This is a genomic window from Alteromonas sp. ABH4_457 (assembly GCF_056160625.1).
The window spans coordinates 517,785-534,035 of sequence record NZ_JBSWXN010000006.1; the positions used below are offsets into that span (position 1 = coordinate 517,785).

Annotated in this window: 15 protein-coding genes; 2 read left to right on the plus strand and 13 right to left on the minus strand. The window is 49.2% G+C overall.

From position 1 onward, the window contains the following. Nucleotides 1-72: 72 nt before the first annotated feature. The 6 genes from prc to ACXAGR_RS17655 all read right to left on the minus strand — a co-directional run bounded on the left by prc (nucleotide 73) and on the right by ACXAGR_RS17655 (nucleotide 5,535). Nucleotides 73-2,112, minus strand: a complete 2,040-nt coding sequence (prc, locus tag ACXAGR_RS17630; RefSeq protein ID WP_474851583.1) for a carboxy terminal-processing peptidase — start codon at nucleotides 2,110-2,112, stop codon at nucleotides 73-75. Nucleotide 2,113: 1 nt separating this feature from the next. Further along, nucleotides 2,114-2,773 carry an RNA chaperone ProQ gene (proQ, locus tag ACXAGR_RS17635; protein ID WP_119501351.1) on the minus strand — a complete coding sequence of 220 codons (660 nt, stop codon included), beginning with the start codon at nucleotides 2,771-2,773 and terminating at the stop codon, nucleotides 2,114-2,116. A 17-nt stretch (nucleotides 2,774-2,790) separates the two neighbouring features. Then, on the minus strand, nucleotides 2,791-3,081 hold the full coding sequence (locus ACXAGR_RS17640) for a hypothetical protein (protein ID WP_119501350.1): 291 nt from the start codon (nucleotides 3,079-3,081) through the stop codon (nucleotides 2,791-2,793). After that, nucleotides 3,078-3,554 (minus strand): GAF domain-containing protein, encoded by a 477-nt coding sequence (locus ACXAGR_RS17645; RefSeq protein WP_303575199.1) that lies wholly within the window; start codon nucleotides 3,552-3,554, stop codon nucleotides 3,078-3,080. The genes ACXAGR_RS17640 and ACXAGR_RS17645 overlap by 4 nt, the downstream gene beginning before the upstream one ends. Beyond that, the gene (locus ACXAGR_RS17650) at nucleotides 3,547-4,236 is read right to left on the minus strand and encodes an SIMPL domain-containing protein (RefSeq protein WP_119501348.1); all 690 of its coding nucleotides are present in this window, start codon (nucleotides 4,234-4,236) and stop codon (nucleotides 3,547-3,549) included. Before ACXAGR_RS17650 ends, ACXAGR_RS17645 begins: the two co-directional genes overlap by 8 nt. Before the next feature lie 69 nt (nucleotides 4,237-4,305). Further along, complete coding sequence (locus ACXAGR_RS17655) at nucleotides 4,306-5,535, minus strand: nucleoside recognition domain-containing protein (RefSeq protein WP_474851586.1); 1,230 nt, start codon at nucleotides 5,533-5,535, stop codon at nucleotides 4,306-4,308. Nucleotides 5,536-5,778: 243 nt separating this feature from the next. Between ACXAGR_RS17655 and ACXAGR_RS17660 the strand changes: the two genes are divergently transcribed. Further along, on the plus strand, nucleotides 5,779-6,405 hold the full coding sequence (locus tag ACXAGR_RS17660; RefSeq protein WP_474851588.1) for a hypothetical protein: 627 nt from the start codon (nucleotides 5,779-5,781) through the stop codon (nucleotides 6,403-6,405). Further along, nucleotides 6,402-7,139 carry a DUF3307 domain-containing protein gene (locus ACXAGR_RS17665; RefSeq protein WP_474851590.1) on the plus strand — a complete coding sequence of 246 codons (738 nt, stop codon included), beginning with the start codon at nucleotides 6,402-6,404 and terminating at the stop codon, nucleotides 7,137-7,139. Before ACXAGR_RS17660 ends, ACXAGR_RS17665 begins: the two co-directional genes overlap by 4 nt. Before the next feature lie 27 nt (nucleotides 7,140-7,166). Here the strand turns inward: ACXAGR_RS17665 and ACXAGR_RS17670 are convergent, their stop codons facing one another. The 7 genes from ACXAGR_RS17670 to ACXAGR_RS17700 all read right to left on the minus strand — a co-directional run bounded on the left by ACXAGR_RS17670 (nucleotide 7,167) and on the right by ACXAGR_RS17700 (nucleotide 16,234). Beyond that, nucleotides 7,167-8,288: a pyridoxal-phosphate-dependent aminotransferase family protein gene (locus ACXAGR_RS17670; protein WP_474851592.1), complete on the minus strand. Its 1,122-nt coding sequence runs from the start codon at nucleotides 8,286-8,288 to the stop codon at nucleotides 7,167-7,169. Between the two features lie 475 nt (nucleotides 8,289-8,763). Next, a complete protein-coding gene (locus ACXAGR_RS17675) occupies nucleotides 8,764-9,633 on the minus strand; it encodes an acyl-CoA thioesterase (RefSeq protein WP_303575203.1) in 870 nt (289 codons plus the stop codon). Continuing rightward, nucleotides 9,626-11,482, minus strand: a complete 1,857-nt coding sequence (locus ACXAGR_RS17680; protein ID WP_474851594.1) for a protein kinase domain-containing protein — start codon at nucleotides 11,480-11,482, stop codon at nucleotides 9,626-9,628. Before ACXAGR_RS17680 ends, ACXAGR_RS17675 begins: the two co-directional genes overlap by 8 nt. Beyond that, complete coding sequence (locus ACXAGR_RS17685) at nucleotides 11,479-12,336, minus strand: 23S rRNA (adenine(2030)-N(6))-methyltransferase RlmJ (protein ID WP_119501342.1); 858 nt, start codon at nucleotides 12,334-12,336, stop codon at nucleotides 11,479-11,481. The genes ACXAGR_RS17680 and ACXAGR_RS17685 overlap by 4 nt, the downstream gene beginning before the upstream one ends. A gap of 95 nt (nucleotides 12,337-12,431) precedes the next feature. Further along, the gene (locus tag ACXAGR_RS17690) at nucleotides 12,432-14,057 is read right to left on the minus strand and encodes a dihydrolipoyllysine-residue acetyltransferase (RefSeq protein WP_474851596.1); all 1,626 of its coding nucleotides are present in this window, start codon (nucleotides 14,055-14,057) and stop codon (nucleotides 12,432-12,434) included. Nucleotides 14,058-14,069: 12 nt separating this feature from the next. After that, nucleotides 14,070-15,047, minus strand: coding sequence for an alpha-ketoacid dehydrogenase subunit beta (locus tag ACXAGR_RS17695; RefSeq protein ID WP_119501340.1), 978 nt, complete (start codon nucleotides 15,045-15,047; stop codon nucleotides 14,070-14,072). Continuing rightward, nucleotides 15,047-16,234, minus strand: a complete 1,188-nt coding sequence (locus tag ACXAGR_RS17700; protein WP_474851657.1) for a thiamine pyrophosphate-dependent dehydrogenase E1 component subunit alpha — start codon at nucleotides 16,232-16,234, stop codon at nucleotides 15,047-15,049. Before ACXAGR_RS17700 ends, ACXAGR_RS17695 begins: the two co-directional genes overlap by 1 nt. Between the last annotated feature and the right edge of the window lie 17 nt (nucleotides 16,235-16,251).

Sequence of the window (16,251 nt, forward strand, 5' to 3'; positions counted from 1 at the left end):
TTGTTGTCGTGTGATTTTTATTATAGGTACAAAAAAGGGGCTGGCCCGGCACCAGCCCCTGTAGTATGTATTTTATTGTTGATGTATTGCGTATTTACCGGTGTCTAACATGTCGAAAGTGATGTTAGCCGCTTCATCCAGGAAAGGATCCAGCTCTTCAAGCTCATCCGGTAAATCGTCCAGCGATTCAACCGGCTCCTTGCCAATACGTGCCAGGCGCTCATTGGCCCGTTTCAGATCATTCTCACGGGATTCTTCTTTCTTTGATTCCCGTTCTGATTTCACCAGTGACACATATTTTTTGTCTTTATTCTTTTTGTATTCGTCAATATCTTCGGCGAGATACATAAACTCAGGATCTTTCAATACCCGGGCATTGTGCTTGGCTGCCAGTACATCCAGTGCACTCTGGCTGTCGCCAAAAGTGGTATAGTTTGCGCGGTCAATGCTGTCCCAGGGTAATGCATTTTCTTCCTGGCTTTCACCCCAGTCTGCCGGATCAATGGGCGACGGATACTTAATGTCCGGTACGACACCTTTGTGCTGGGTGCTGCCACCGTCGATACGATAGAATTTCGCAATGGTAAACTGCACACTGCCCAGCGGGTTGTCATACAGGTCGTAAATCCGGCCAAGTCCGCGGTGCTGTTGAACGGTACCTTTACCAAAGGTTTGCTCACCCACAATCAAAGCACGGCTGTAATCCTGCATCGCAGCCGCAAAGATTTCAGATGCAGACGCACTGTAACGGTCAACCAGTACTGTTAACGGACCATCGTACGTTACTACGCCGTCAGTATCACGGTTAACACTCACCTTACCTTCGCCATAGCGAATTTGTACTACCGGTCCTTTTTCAATAAACAGTCCGGTGAGTAACGTCGCTTCTGTCAGCGAACCACCGCCGTTACCACGTAAATCGACAATGATGCCTTTGACGTCCTGAGCTTTCAGTGAATCCAGTTCTTTTTTCACGTCAGCATGCAGGTTGTTATAGAAACTGGGAATTGTGATAACGCCTAACTTCTCACCGGCATACGGGCCGGTTTCCGGCTCATAAACCTCAGATTTCGCGGCGCGGTCTTCCAGCTTGATTTTGTCACGGGTCAGACTGACCACAGACATGGCTTTGGTATCTGACGTGCCTTTTTGTACCTGCAAACGTACGGTACTGCCTTTGGGTCCTTTAATGAGATCAACAACCTCATCCAGACGCCAGCCTACAACATCCACGAACTCTTCGTCGTCCTGCGCCACACCAATAATTTTATCTTCCGGTTTCAGCGCATTAGATTTATCAGCAGGGCCGCCCGGTACAATGCTTTTAATTACAGTAAAGTCATCTTCTGCTTGAAGTACAGCACCAATACCTTCAAATGACAGGTTCATTTCCATCTGGAAACGGTCGGCATTTCGGGGAGACAGGTAACTGGTATGCGCTTCAACGCTGCGGGCAAAAGAGTTCATAACCGTCTGGAAAACGTCTTCACTCTCAGCTTGCTTCAGTCGCTTAATGGCACGGGTATAACGCTTGGTCAGTAAGTCTTTTGCTTCTTCCCAGGTTTTATCCGCCATAATCAGATTAAGCGCATCGTATTTAACCCGCTGACGCCACAATTCATCCAGCTCTGCTTCTGTGGTTGGCCATGCTGCGTCTTCACGGTCGTAATAGAATTTGTCGTCAGCTTTTTCAAAATTGAAAGGCTTGTCTAACAGGCTTAACGCAAACTCAAAGCGCTCAACACGACGTTTTGCACTTTGATTATACATATCATAAGCGATAGACAGGTTGCCGCGACTTAACGCTTCATCAAAAGAATCACGGTACTTTTCGAAACCATCCACATCTGACTTCAACAAAACTTGTTTGTTGTTATCGAGAGAGCGGAGAAAACGGTCGTAGATTTTTTCCGACAAAGCGTCATCCAACGCAATTTCCTTGTAGTGCGCTCTGGTGAACAAAGCACTTACCCTTTTTGCAGCCACACTGTGTTGTGTTTCCTGCTGCAGAACGGGTAAATCTTCTACCTGTTCAGTGGTAGTAGTTGCACCGGCGCCAACGCCAACGGTTAAAAATGCACTGGCAATGGAAATGCGAAGGATTTCTTTCATATTACGACCTCTTGGAATTCGCCAAACGTAAAGCGTCTGCGTTGACTTTTACCACCATGCCCGAATCAAGTTGCACGTGAATACCGTCTTTAGCGACTTCAGTAATAACCGCATGCATCGGGGCTTTACCCAACTTCACTGTGACGGATGTGCCTGGCTGGCAATCGGCATCGGTAAGTTTGGCCGGTGGTGTTTTATTTGGTCTTTCAGAATTAAATTTAGTTCCCTTTTTCCCGCGCTGCTGAGGTTTTTCACCATTTTCGCTGCGTGGTTTGCGTTGGGGTGGACGCTTTTCGCCAGTGGTCTTTTGCTTCGCTTTGCGCTTTTCAGCCGCTTTCGCTTTGCTTTCATCCAACTGCTGCTTTGCGTGGTCAGCATGCTCTTTTTCAATTTGAGCATCCTGATTACCATCTAAGTCAACGCGGTGAGCGCCTTCTTTGATGCTGTGCAGATAACGCCAGCTGTTGGTGTAATGTCTTAATGTTGAACGCAGTAAGGTTTTGCTAACCCGTTCTTCATTTTCTAAACGCTGAGCCAGATCCTGAAAAATGCCAATTTTCAGAGGCTGTGCTTCGCCCTCGGTGGAAAAACAGTTTGGAAAGGTTTCTGCCAAAAAGGCGATGACTTCTTTACTGTTTGAAAACTTCTCTGGTGATTCCATCTATACTTTACGTGTGGTTAATAATAATCTTCATTGTCAGCATCATCCCAAGTTGCCAGCGTGTGGTCAACCCAATCAAGCAATTCATCGTCGTCTATGTCCAATAAATTGCGTGTTTGATGCCATGTTTCCCAGGTATAGTGCAATAAACGCTCAAGCCAGTGCGTATCCGCATCTTCATCGGCTCTGTCGTAAATGCAATGCAGAATGAAATTTATCCGCTCTGCTGCCTCTTCGGGTTCGTCAAAATTGTCTTCCATGTCGGCAGGTGTTGCCAGCACAACATGGATATCAACATATTCTTTCATCGCTGAGAATCCAGTAAAGCCTCAGCCAGCGCTTCCAGACCGGCCTTATCTTCTTCGTCAAACCGGCTGTATTCGGGACTGTCGATGTCCAGTACGCCCAGTAATTTGCCGTTCAGCACCAGCGGAATAACGATTTCAGAATTGGATGCGGCGTCACAGGCAATGTGGCCTTCAAACGCGTGGACATCTTCTACCAGTTGGGTTTGCAGGCTTTGTGCCGCAGTTCCGCATACACCGCGGCCCACCGGAATGCGTATGCAGGCGGGTTGGCCCTGAAAAGGCCCGAGCACAAGTTGATCCTCTTTATATAAATAGAATCCGGCCCAGTTTACCTTTTCCATGCGGTTAAACATTAACGCGCTCAAATTCGCCATGTTGGCGATGAGATCGCTCTCACCGCTCATTAAACCCTTCGCCTGCGTCAGTAACTCTTTGTAAAACTCGTTTTTCAACTTACCCTCAATCTCATTCATCTATCGCGAAGCTGACGTTCACCCGTGCTTCCACGACTTGTTCACCGGGCATGGCTGATGAAAAGCTGTCGGCCTTCGCGGACATTTCCATTCTCATCACCGGCATGGGGTAACTGTTGCCGCTCTCTGACACTGCAATTACCTTACCTGTTTTTACGCCCAGTTCTTCTGCTAACAGTCCGGCGCGTAATTTGGCGTCTTTAACTGCATTTATCAAGGCCTTTTCGTAAGCATTATTCTGCTCACTGGCAATAAACTGAAACCCTTGTATACGATCTATACCGCGGGATAAAGCGCCGTCAATGATACGGTCATAGTTATTTATATCCGTATCCGTTACCTGAATTTCTCTGCTGAGTACAAATCCCCGTTGTTCACGGCCCTGAGGGGTAGATTCGTAATACGGATTTAAATTCACCTGCATGGACTGCACGTGCTTTTCTTCAATACCGTTGTCGAGCAGAAATTTAAGCACAGACTTCATGTCTGACTGCATCTGTGTATTCAGTTTAGAAACGGTTTCGCCTTTTTCTTCCATCACAAATGTCAGAGTATAAGCATCGGGTACAACGGAGAAAGAGCCTTTGCCGCTCACCTGAATAACCGGTTCCATGGCCTGGGCACTGGCCAGAACGGGCATCGCTGCGAAGATTACTGCGGCACTGATTTGTTTTAAATTCATTTCTGTCACCTTATTTAAATGTCAGACCTGATTATGCTTACGTCAACTGAACGGCAGGTGAACAAATTCTTAACCAAAAAACCAGTAACTGACTAAAATTGCAGCAAAAATTCCTGCAAAGTCTGCCGCCAGACAACATGCTACGGCATAACGGGAGTGCTTGATCCCCACGGCCCCGAGATAAACGGCAATAACGTAGAACGTGGTTTCTGTCGATCCCTGAAGGACCGAGGCCAGTCTGCCAGCGAAAGAATCTGCGCCGTGATGCTGCATCGTTTCTATCATAAGCGCTCTGGCGCCGCTGCCACTGAGAGGTTTCATAATGGCAGTAGGTAAGCCATCCACAAACCGGGGGTCGCCGCCTAAAGCGGTAACCATGTAGCCGATGCCGTTAACCACCATATCCATAATGCCACTGGCTCTCAGCATGCCAATAGCAACCAGCATGGCTAATAAAAACGGGATCAGCGAAACCGCCACATTAAAGCCTTTCTTAGCGCCGTCTATAAATAATTCATAGGTGTCGAGTTTTCGCCGCCAGCCGGTGACGAGTACCGCAACAATAAACGAGAACAACAAAAAGTTCGCCACAATGGCAGACTGCTCTGCCAGCTCTTTTGCTGCCAGATGGGAAAAATACACAATCACTGCACCCAGCAGACCAAAAATACCGGCCAGATACAAAACCACCACACGGTTAAACAGGTTCACCCTCTGCACCAGACAGGTAATGATAAGCCCAGCCATGGTAGAAGCGCTGGTTGCCAGTAAGATAGGAATAAATACGTCAGTAGGCTGTGCCGCGCCCTGCTCTGCCCGGTAGAGAAAAACCGCAATGGGAAACAATGTCACTGAAGACGTGTTCAGTACCAGAAACAGGATCTGACTGTTGGTGAGGGTTTCTTTATCTGTTGCCAGAGTTTGCATATCCTGCATCGCTTTTATGCCGAAAGGCGTAGCAGCGTTATCCAGCCCGAGTACGTTCGCCGACATATTCATGGTAATGCTGCCAAGTGCAGGATGATTGCGGGGAATATCGGGCATGATCCGGCACAGAAATGGTGCCAGTACCCTTGAAAACTTTTCTATCATGCCTGATTTTTCGGCAACTTCGAATATACCCAGCCAGAATGCCAGTACCCCTATCAGACCGATAGCGATATCCACGCTGAGTTGCGCCATGCTGGTGACAGATTGCATAACATCCTGAAAGCCACCCGATGAGGCGCCAAAGAAAGCCTGCCAGACGGTGGCCAGAAAGGCGAGAACAATGAATGATAACCAAATACGATGCAGCATAATCCGTTATTGTGTCTGTTATTGTTATGCGTCGTAGTCTACCGGATTTATTTCTGCCCGCATGTTATTTATGACAAACGGAGAACTCTGTACGATAAAGCCGGTGATAGCATCCGGTATTCAGCGTCATTTCCTATGCAACATCCTGTCCTTGCAAAAGGAAAGGCAAGACTCAGGGCTTGCATATTAAAAAGCAAGGGTATAATCTTGCTTGGTAACGAAATAACCAGGGATAACAACATTATGGCTGCGGTCCTTACCGGCGATCTGGTCAAATCCACCGCCTTGACGTCCTCTGATTACCAGCACACCATGTCGGCGCTAACCCGCCAGTGTGAGGCAATAAAAGCAAGGACAGGCTGTTTATACGAAATATTCCGCGGCGACGGCTTTCAGTTTGTTTTCGAAAAACCGGAGGACGCCGTTACCGCCATGCTTGAACTCAAGCTCTATCTCAACAGTCAGATAGACGGGTTGCAGGTCAATTGCACCCAGGCGCTGGCAACAGGCAGTGATGCCGTGATAAAAGCCACGCCCGGTACATCTTCCGGCAAGGTATTTGTTGAATCAGGCCGCGCTCTGGACGAAGCCCGCAGCGGAGAAATCGTTATACGCACTCCGCTGGCAGAACAGCAAATCGCTACCGGTATCATCTGCACACAGTTAAGCTACATACTGAACCGGCTCAGTAAAAAACAGGCTGATTTGCTGTACCATTACATTCATCTGGGGTTTCCGTTACACCAGGTTCTGGCAGAACAACAGCAAACCTCACGGCAAAATATCAGCGAACGCCTGAAAGCGGCCGGCGGGGATTTACTGGAGCCATTTATTCATTATGTCACCAACTTAAAGGACGATGCCGGATGACACTCTTTCTGCTTTTGCTGAGCGCCCATTTTATCGGCGATTTTTACCTGCAACCGGCTAAATGGATCCAGTGCCGTCATAACAAAGGGTTGCAATCACCGTCACTGTTTCTTCATGCCGGTGTACATGCGGCACTTGCTCTGGTGGCGCTGTGGCTGGCTGATGCGGGATTATGGCAGGGACTGGCAGCAGCCGGTGTCATTACTGTCAGCCATTTTCTCATCGACTGGGCGAAAGCAGGACACAAAAGTCACCTTGCCTTTGCACTGGACCAGCTTGCTCACTTTCTGGTTATCGCGCTGGTCGCCCTGTCATTCACCAAAATGGATATCGCTACGCTGCTGACCAGTAAAGCCATCTGGCTGACCCGTGAAAACCTGCTCTACCTCACCGGATATATCATTATTTTTAAACCGGCCAGTATTCTTATCGGGCAACTGTTGTCACAACATGCTGAACAACTGAAGAAAACGCAGGGTGAAGAAGAAGGAAAAAGCCTGGGCAATGCCGGGCGCTGGATTGGTTATGTTGAAAGATTACTGGCGCTGTCTTTTATTCTTGTCGATGAATACACAGGGCTGGGTTTTCTGGTGGCAACAAAAACCGTGTTCCGCGTAGGTGATCTGTCCCGGGAACGGGATATGAGACTGACAGAATACATGATGCTGGGCACGCTGATGAGTTTTGCCATTGCGCTGATTACGGGCTGGCTGGTACTGGCATTAAAACCCTGAGCCGGGTATCCGGCTCAGTGATGCTTACTAGCGGATCGCCTTTTCAAGGCTGGCCAGACAATGGTCGATATTGCGATCTTTACACGCATATCCCATAAGACCGATACGCCAGACTTTTCCGGCCAGCGCACCAAGACCGGCGCCGATTTCCAGATTAAAATCATTCAGCAACTGACTGCGCACCTGTGCATCGTCCACACCGTCAGGAATAACAACAGCATTCAGCTGAGGCAACCGGTATGCCTCATCCACAGCCATAGACAGACCCAGTTTATCAAGACCAGCCACCAGCTTTGCATGCCCCTGCTCATGGCGTTGCCATGCCTGCTCCAGACCTTCTTCTTTCAGCATGACCAGTGATTCGTGCAGGGCATAAATACTGTTAACCGGCGCGGTATGATGATAAGCCCGTTTGCCGCCCTGCCCCCAGTATCCGACGATAAGATTCATATCGAGAAACCAGCTCTGAACCGGCGTGTTACGTCCTTTGATAACGTCAACTGCACGGTCGCTGAAAGACACAGGAGATAAACCCGGCACGCAACTTAAACATTTTTGCGAACCGGAATAAATGGCATCTATGCCCCAGCCATCCACATCAACTTCAATACCGCCCAGCGAGGTAACGGCATCCACAATGGTCAGGCAATCGTATTGCTGTGCCAGTTTACACAGGGCCTGAGCGTCGTTACGCACGCCGGTAGAAGTTTCTGCATGCACGAAGGCCAGAATTTTAGCATCAGGGTGGGCTTTCAGCGCTGATTCTACTTTGTTGAGATCAGACTGATGTCCCCATTCATCTTCAACCTTAATGGCCTCACCACCACAGCGGACTACGTTCTCCACCATGCGGTTACCAAATACGCCATTGATGCAGACGATGACTTTATCGCCCGGTTTTACCAGGTTAACAAAACAGGCTTCCATACCCGCCGACCCCGGTGCAGAAACCGGCATGGTCAGCGCATTGGTCGTTTTAAATGCATATTGAAGTAACGCCTTTGTTTCATCCATAAGCTGAACAAACAGCGGATCAAGGTGCCCCAGGGTAGACCGGCACATCGCATTAAGTACACGGGGAGAAACATCAGAAGGACCAGGCCCCATTAAGGTACGCTCTGGCGGAATAAAAGTTGATGGTGTTGTCATAATCGTGCCTCAGACTGCAATTTAAATGTAAAACTATTGTGGCACTATCAACGCTTACGGACAATTGCACATTCCCGGTATAAATAAGATGAATGGCTATGGCGGTTAATCATTCACCGTGATTTAGATTCGTTCTGTTGAATAAAATGTGGCCAACCTGTGGGTAATTTTTGTTCAGCCTGATGGCTGGTCAGAGCAGAAATAAGCTGTTGTTTTTTAAACAGGGATGGAACTGAGAATAAGTCTCTGATAATGTATCGATAAATTTTTTCAAAAATTTGTTTATAAAGTGAGCGGTTTTGTTCTATAGTTACGATCCGTTGTGAATAAGTTCACAAAACTTCTCCCTTGTAAAAGTTAGCGCACGGCTCAGCAATGAGCCATTCCCCTAGGCCCGGATGAAAATTCCGGGCATTTTTTATTCTGCGAAAAAATAATTCACCGGCCAGTTACCGCCAGAGAATAACCGGCACAGTTATTCACCCTGCCGGTCAATTTTACGCATCAATCCTTCCTGCATAGTGGAAGCCACCAGCTCACCCTGCCGGTTGAATATCTGGCCTTTCACAATGCCACGGGCATTGCCGCTGAACGGGCTTTCTGCCACGTATAACAGCCATTCATTAAAATTCACCGGTTTGTGGAACCACATAGCATGGTCAATGGTGGCAATACGCAATGCACGGTCGGCCATAGAAACCCCGTGGGGCTGCAATGCAGTACTTAAAAAATGATAGTCAGACGCATAGGCCAGTGACGCCTGATTAATTTGTGCATCAGTGCCCATTTCTTCCTGCGCACGCAACCAGATATAACGTAGCGGATCACGTTTCTTTGCAGAAAATGAATTCACGGCGTCAACCGTACGGATATCAACCGGCTTATGATAACTCAGTGCTTCCTGCATCGGACGGGCAAGTTTTTCATAATTGGCTTCATAGAAAGCGATATCGGGCGTGATATCCTGCGGCGGTGGTACGTCGGGCATGACGGCAAACTGATGCTCCATCCCGTCTTCGGGTAACTGAAAAGATGCCGTCATATAAAAAATATTTCGTCCTTCCTGAATGGCTTTCACCCGACGGGTACAGAAACTGCGACCGTCGCGGACAATTTCCACATCATACATGACCGGCTTTTTGGCATCGCCGGGTAACAGAAAATAGCTGTGGAATGAATGGGCAGTAAATCCGCCGCCTACGGTCTTGTAGGCCGCCGAGAGGGCCTGACCTAACACCTGACCACCAAACAGTGCACGAAATCCGAGATCCCAGCTTTGTGCGCGGTAGATCCCCTGCTCGATAGTCTCCAGCTCCATCAGTGAAGCGAGTTTAACTTCAGCCATGTGCGTTTATTGTCTCCATATTCGCTTGTTTCGGGTTACGGGGGTAATACTTTTCAGGCAACTGAGCACAATGCTCAAAGTAACGGGTATCTTTATACGGCAATTTCATAAAGCCGGAAATGCCTATCCCCCTGATATCAGGTACTGCCTGAACCAGCGCCGCCAGTAACGCTGTGAAGCGTTCCCGCTGGCTGTGATCAAGCAGCGTATAATAACTGTGGATTTTCAGATGCGCCGGCAATGCTTCAAATATCACGCATCCGGTATGATGAATTGTGTTCAGTTCTTCCAGTACCGACATAATACTGGCTGGCAGACGTAATAGTTCATCCGGGTCATCACCGTCTTCAAAATAAGAGTGCGTCCGGCTGTTATCCTGCACAACCGGCGCTCTGGACAGCTCAAAAGGGATCACGCATTCACTGCCGGGAATAAAAGGCTCTGACTCATCCTGCCTTTCAATGTGCAGTGTGTCTTTGGCATTAAACAGACAACACTTGAATATCCCTTTACGGTGGATAGCCCTGGCCAGCGTGATCACGTTGTTTACCGACTGTTCGAAGGAGACTTTCAGACTTTCATCGTACAGATTCAGACTTGAATCCACATAAATGCCGTCGGGCATCCAGCGGATAGCTATACCACCCACTACCGGAAAACGCCCCAGCCGGCTGACAGCAGAAATGAAACCTTTTTCAGTTTCACCCATCCCCTGAAGATAGTTTTTGTAATAGCGGTCAAACTGGGCATCGTTGATGTATTTCAGTTCAGCATCATTCACCAGCGCCGCTTCCCTAAGAAATGATTTACGGGAGCTGTACACTACTGTTTCAATATCTTTCTCCTGCGGAGCGCACCAGCACGGGATCATGGCTTTGTATTCCGCCGGTCTATCTTCTGTAAATACCATGCTTCGAAGTACATGCAGGTGATTAAAGAAGTAATCACCGCCCTGACGTTGTTTAGTTAAATCATCACTCAGCATGTAATCTAAAATATTTGCCAGCATTTTGGGTAAACCCAGCGACAGCGGCGTGATCACTTTGCGGCCATAACGGCTTGACTGACCTGATGCCAGCGCATACAGCGTGCTGGCAAGGCCCTGTTCGTCGAAACGCGGAGATGACAATGCCCCGTTCAGCTGTTCGTCACCGATAAAGTACACATCACCCAGACGTGCATTCGTTTGCTGCATATCACCGGACATCAAATCCATCACATTGTTGCCGGTATGCTGACCATTTTCATCCAGCTGGGCAAACACTGATGAACCCCAGTCAATTAAACGGGCGGTTTCAGTGTCGTCTTCCCACACCAGATTCGACGGTTTAATGTCGCCGTGCACCACGGGACGGGGAGCGTGATTTACCTGATGACGGCGGAGCGCCAGCAGCACTTCCCCCATCTGTACCGCCAGACGCACTATCAGCCGTGGCGGTAACATACCTTTTCGTAAACTCACCTGTTCCATATCGGCACCGGCAGCACGCTGCATGACCAGAATGGCCTGTTTACCTATTTGCTGGAATTCACATAATGCGGGAACCAGAGGATGCTTGATCTGCGCCAGCATGAAGGCTTCTTCCTCCAGCCGGTCCTGAACATGCTGTGGCAGGTTGATCCGGGAGAATTTGAAAACACGATGCTCACCGCCGGGTGACACGCCGGCGAATACAAAGCCGAATGCACCTTTACCGATCAGGCCCGTTTGCGTGTAACCCAGTTGCCGTAGCTGCTGATTACATAACTCAACCCAGTTCCTGAGCTTGACGGCATCTTTATGTGCCAGAAGATAGACAGACTGATCTTCCGGAATATAAAAATGTTTAAGCCCGCGGGGTTGTGTCAATCGTCAGCTTCCTGTTTAAGCCAGGTCACACTGGCATGACTGTCAGCGCCGAGATGAGAACACACTTCATCCAGCGCTTCGCGGAGTTGTTCATCCAGTTGCCAGGGAGGATTCATCACCAGTACGCCGGAACCGTACATACCGGTATCGTCATCCGGCGACGCTACATGCAGTTCTGCCACAAAAGCGGTTTTTGCAATGTCTTTTAAGTCATCGACCATGTTCTCGCTGGCGCCGGACTTTTTACCCGCCCGGGCAGACAACAACGGATACCACAGAACAACCTGCGCATTCTGCCAGCGACGGAAAAGTTTGGTTACCGTGCGTGTAACATCCGCATATTCTTCAAAGCGTTCATAAGGCGGATCGATAAGCACGGCACCACGGTTAGGGTTCGGCGGCGTCATCGCTATCAGTCCTTCCAGCCCGTCACGGTGATGCACATGGGCATTACCGGCACCCACGCCTCTGATAACCTCAGACAAAATCCCCGCCTCTGCCGGATGGAGTTCCATAAGGTGCGCGGTATCCTGCAAACGTAAGCCTCTGGCAGCAATGAGCGGTGACCCCGGATACTGTTGTTGTTGCCAGTAAACGTTCATGGCACTTAAGTAAGATGCAAGCAACGGCGATGTTGCACTGACACCGGACAACGGGTCAAAACCAGACTCAAACTCACGGTTCTTCTGAGTTTGCTCACTGTTCAAAGGGTAGCAACCGGCCCCGGCATGGGTATCGAAAAGCGTGAAAGGCTTCTCTTTTTTCTTCAGGTATTGAATGACACCGGTCCAGCACAAATGTTTGATCACATCCGCATGGTTACCGGCATGAAAGGCATGTTTATAACTTAACACAAACAATCCGTTCCGCATGAATTAAGAACGTTATTGTAACACGTTATTTTGCAGAGAAAGAGCCATAAGCCGGCTCTTTACTCCACATCCGTTTATCAGTCCAGATGCATCAGCATAGCTGACGGGTTCTGCAAATAATGGCACCACAGGTTATTAAACTTCACCATGGTTGCACCATCTATAATGCGGTGGTCGCCGGACCAGTTTACATGCATGATATGCTGCGCCGTCACATTCCCGTTATCATCGAACCGGGGCAGTTTTTGCGTTTTACCCAACGCAACGATAGCCGCTTCCGGTTTATTGATTACCGGCGTGGCAGTGATACCACCCAGTGCACCAATATTGGAAACCGACACGGTACCGCCCTTCAATGCACTTGCCGGCACTTTACCTTGTCTGGCCTGCTCAATGATGGTTTGCATCTGTGAAGCTATATCAAACAGGCTTAAATCCTGAACCCGTTTAATATTCGGCACCAGCAGGCCAATTTTACTGTCTACGGCAAAGCCGACGTTATGATCGTCAAAATAATGCAGATATTCACCGTCATCAGACATCTGGCTGTTGATCACCGGAAATTCTTTTAATGCCAGAGACAGTGCTTTAATGAAAAACGGCATAAAACTGAGTTTAACGCCTTTCGCTTCGAAGGCCGGTTTAAGCTCAGCGCGCAGTGCAATGAGCTTATCCATCACCAGTTCATCACTTACCGAGAAATGCGGAATAGTTTGCACTGACAATTGCATTTGTTTTGCCATCGCCGCCTGTAATCCCCGTACCTTCTCTGTACGTTTGCCGCCGGACTCAACAAGTCGTCTGGTATCTTCTGATGCCGTTTTTGTCTGCTTTGAGCCATCGTTAAGTTCATTGTTTGCATTTAACGACTCTGCTACACGATAGACATCCTGTTTCAGCACTCTGCCTTTTTTACCCGAAGCCTGCACCGATTTGAGATCGATATTGTGCTCTCTGGCGATACGGCGAACGGCCGGACTGGCCAGTACTTTTCCGGGAATCGCCACCGGCGGCTCAAAACTGCCTTCCCGTGCGGCGCTCTCAGAGGTTGTCGCTTCAGGAGTTGCTGTTTGAGAAGTCGTGGCTTCAGCCTGTGTATGAGCGGGCCCGCTTTGCAAAGAAGTACCGGCACTGTCGTTATGATCCAGGGCAAACAAAGGTGCATGCACTTTTGCAATATCACCTTCACCGTAATAAAGCCTGGTGATCACGCCGGCGTGTTTGGCAGGGATTTCCACCACGGCTTTGTCAGTCATGACTTCCACAACCACCTGGTCCTCTTCAACAGACTGACCCTCAGTGACCTGCCATTTCACAATCTCACATTCAACAATGCCTTCACCGATATCCGGCAGTAAAAAGTCTTCACCTGCGCCGGCGCTGGCATTAGTAGCGGTACTTGTACTGGCCGGATGATCTTGTGAAGCAGCGCTTTCAGCTTCAGGTTCCTGCTTTGTAACCTGTCCTGACGTAGCCATGGCGAACAGGGGCGCATGCACTTTAGCGATGTCTCCCGGTTGATAGTGAAGTTTCATTACCGTACCTGCATGCATGGCAGGAATTTGTACAGTGGCTTTGTCTGTCATCACCTCAGCAACGGGCTGATCTTCTTCTATCACATCCCCTTCGGCTACCAGCCACTCAAGGAGTTCACATTCCACGATACCTTCGCCGATATCAGGCAATATAAATTCTGTCGTCATTGTCGTTTGCCCTTAGTAATGCATGGTACGGAGAATGGCTTCGTAAGTTTTAAGTTCATCCGGCATGTACTCTTTTTCATGAGAAAGCGGATACGGCGTATCCAGACCGCAAACTCTGGCAACCGGCGCTTCCAGGTACAGGAAACACTGCTCCTGAATAGTTGCAGCAATCTCACTGGCAAAGCCTCCGGTCAGCGGCGCTTCATGATTGATAAGTAAGCGGCCTGTTTTCATCACGGACTCAGCGACGGTTTGCGCATCCCAGGGGGCAATACTGCGCAAATCAATAATTTCGCAGTTAATGCCGTCATCCAGCGCTTTTTCGGCGGCCTTTTGCAGAATTTCAATCTGAGCACCCCAGCCAACCAGGGTGATATCTTTTCCTTCCTGCACGACATCCGCTTTCCCCAGCGGCAATTCATAGTCCTCTTCAGGCACATCGCTAACTGATGCCCGGTACAGGCGTTTCGGCTCCATGAATAACACCGGGTTGTCGTCACGGATAGAAGCAAGCAGCAAACCTTTTGCCTGATATGGGTTACGCGGCACCACAATCCGTAGGCCCGGACAATGAGCAAAAAAGGCTTCCGGTGACTGGCTGTGATAGTGTCCGCCGGCAATGCCGCCGCCGTACGGCGTGCGGATGGTCAGTGTGCCGCAACTGAATTGTCCGCCGGAGCGGTAACGGAATTTCGCCGTCTCGTTAACGATCTGGTCAAAGGCCGGAAAAATGTAATCACCGAACTGGATTTCAGCTACCGGCACTGACCCCTGCGCAGCGAGACCGTTGGCAAAGCCGATTATGCCCTGCTCCGTAAGCGGCGTATTAAAACAGCGGCCTTTACCAAATTTCTCCTGTAAATGACTGGTGGCACGGAATACACCGCCAAAATGACCCACATCTTCACCGAATACCATCACACGCTCGTCTTCTGTCATGACAGTGATAAGCGCATTGTTAATTGCCTGCAGCAGATTCATTTTTGCCATTATTTTATTCTCCCTGCTGTTTTCGGATACGCTTGCGGATAACGGGCGATGTGTTGCTTAAGTGCCTGAAGCTGATCGTTGAGATGCCGGGGAACGTGGTCGTATACATCTGTCACAATATCGTCGATGGGGTTAACCGGTACTTTCTCGGCTTCTTTAAGGGCCGCTAATACCGACTCGCGGGTCACTGTTTTACGCTTTTCTACAGCGTCCGCGTCAAACCAGCCTTTTGATTTGAGCCACTCACTTAAACGCAATACCGGATCCTTCTGGCGCCACTTCTCTTCTTCATCTTTAGACCGGTAACCACTGGGATCATCGGAGGTGGAATGGGCCGCCAGACGATAAGTCATCGCTTCAATAAGCACCGGACACGCTTCTTTAAGCGAAATTTCCTTTGCCTGTCTGGTGGCGGCATAGACAGCCAGTGGATCATTACCGTCCACCCGGATCGTTTTCACCCCGTACCCAATCCCCCGGCTGGCAATACCGTCACCGGCGAACTGTTCTTCAGCGGGGGTTGAAATGGCATAGCCGTTATTTCGGCAAAAGAAGATGACCGGACAGCGCAATACCGCTGCCATATTCAGGCCGGCATGAAAATCTCCTTCTGACGCCGCACCTTCACCAAAATAGCAAATCGTCAGCGCCTTTTTGCCGGCCATTTTCTGGCCATAGGCATAGCCTGATGCCTGGGGGATCTGTGTACCTAAGGGAGAAGAGATGGTCATAAAATTAAGCGCTTTATCACCATAATGGATGGGCATCTGACGACCTTTATTCGGATCCTTTTCATTGCTGAACATTTGATTCATAAACTGCTCAGTTTTATATCCGCGCCATGCCAGTGTGCCCTGCTCGCGATACTGAGACATGATCATGTCATCGTTAGTTAATGCTGCTGCGCTGGCAACGGCAGCCGCTTCTTCACCGGTAGAAGCCAGATAAAAACTGATTCTGCCCTGACGCTGCGCCGCCACCATCCGTTCATCAAGAATGCGGATAAACTGCATCACTTCCAGCATTTTTTCTGCGGTATCACGGGTGATGTCCGGTTCTTCAGCGTCCGGGTGTACCGTACCGTCCGGCTGCAGAATTTGCAGCATGGGGATGTCTATCAGGCCATTTTCTATTATTTTTACCTGACGGGTGGTTTTCACGCTGGCGAGATGATTTCTGTCCTGCACAACTAAGCCCTCATTAA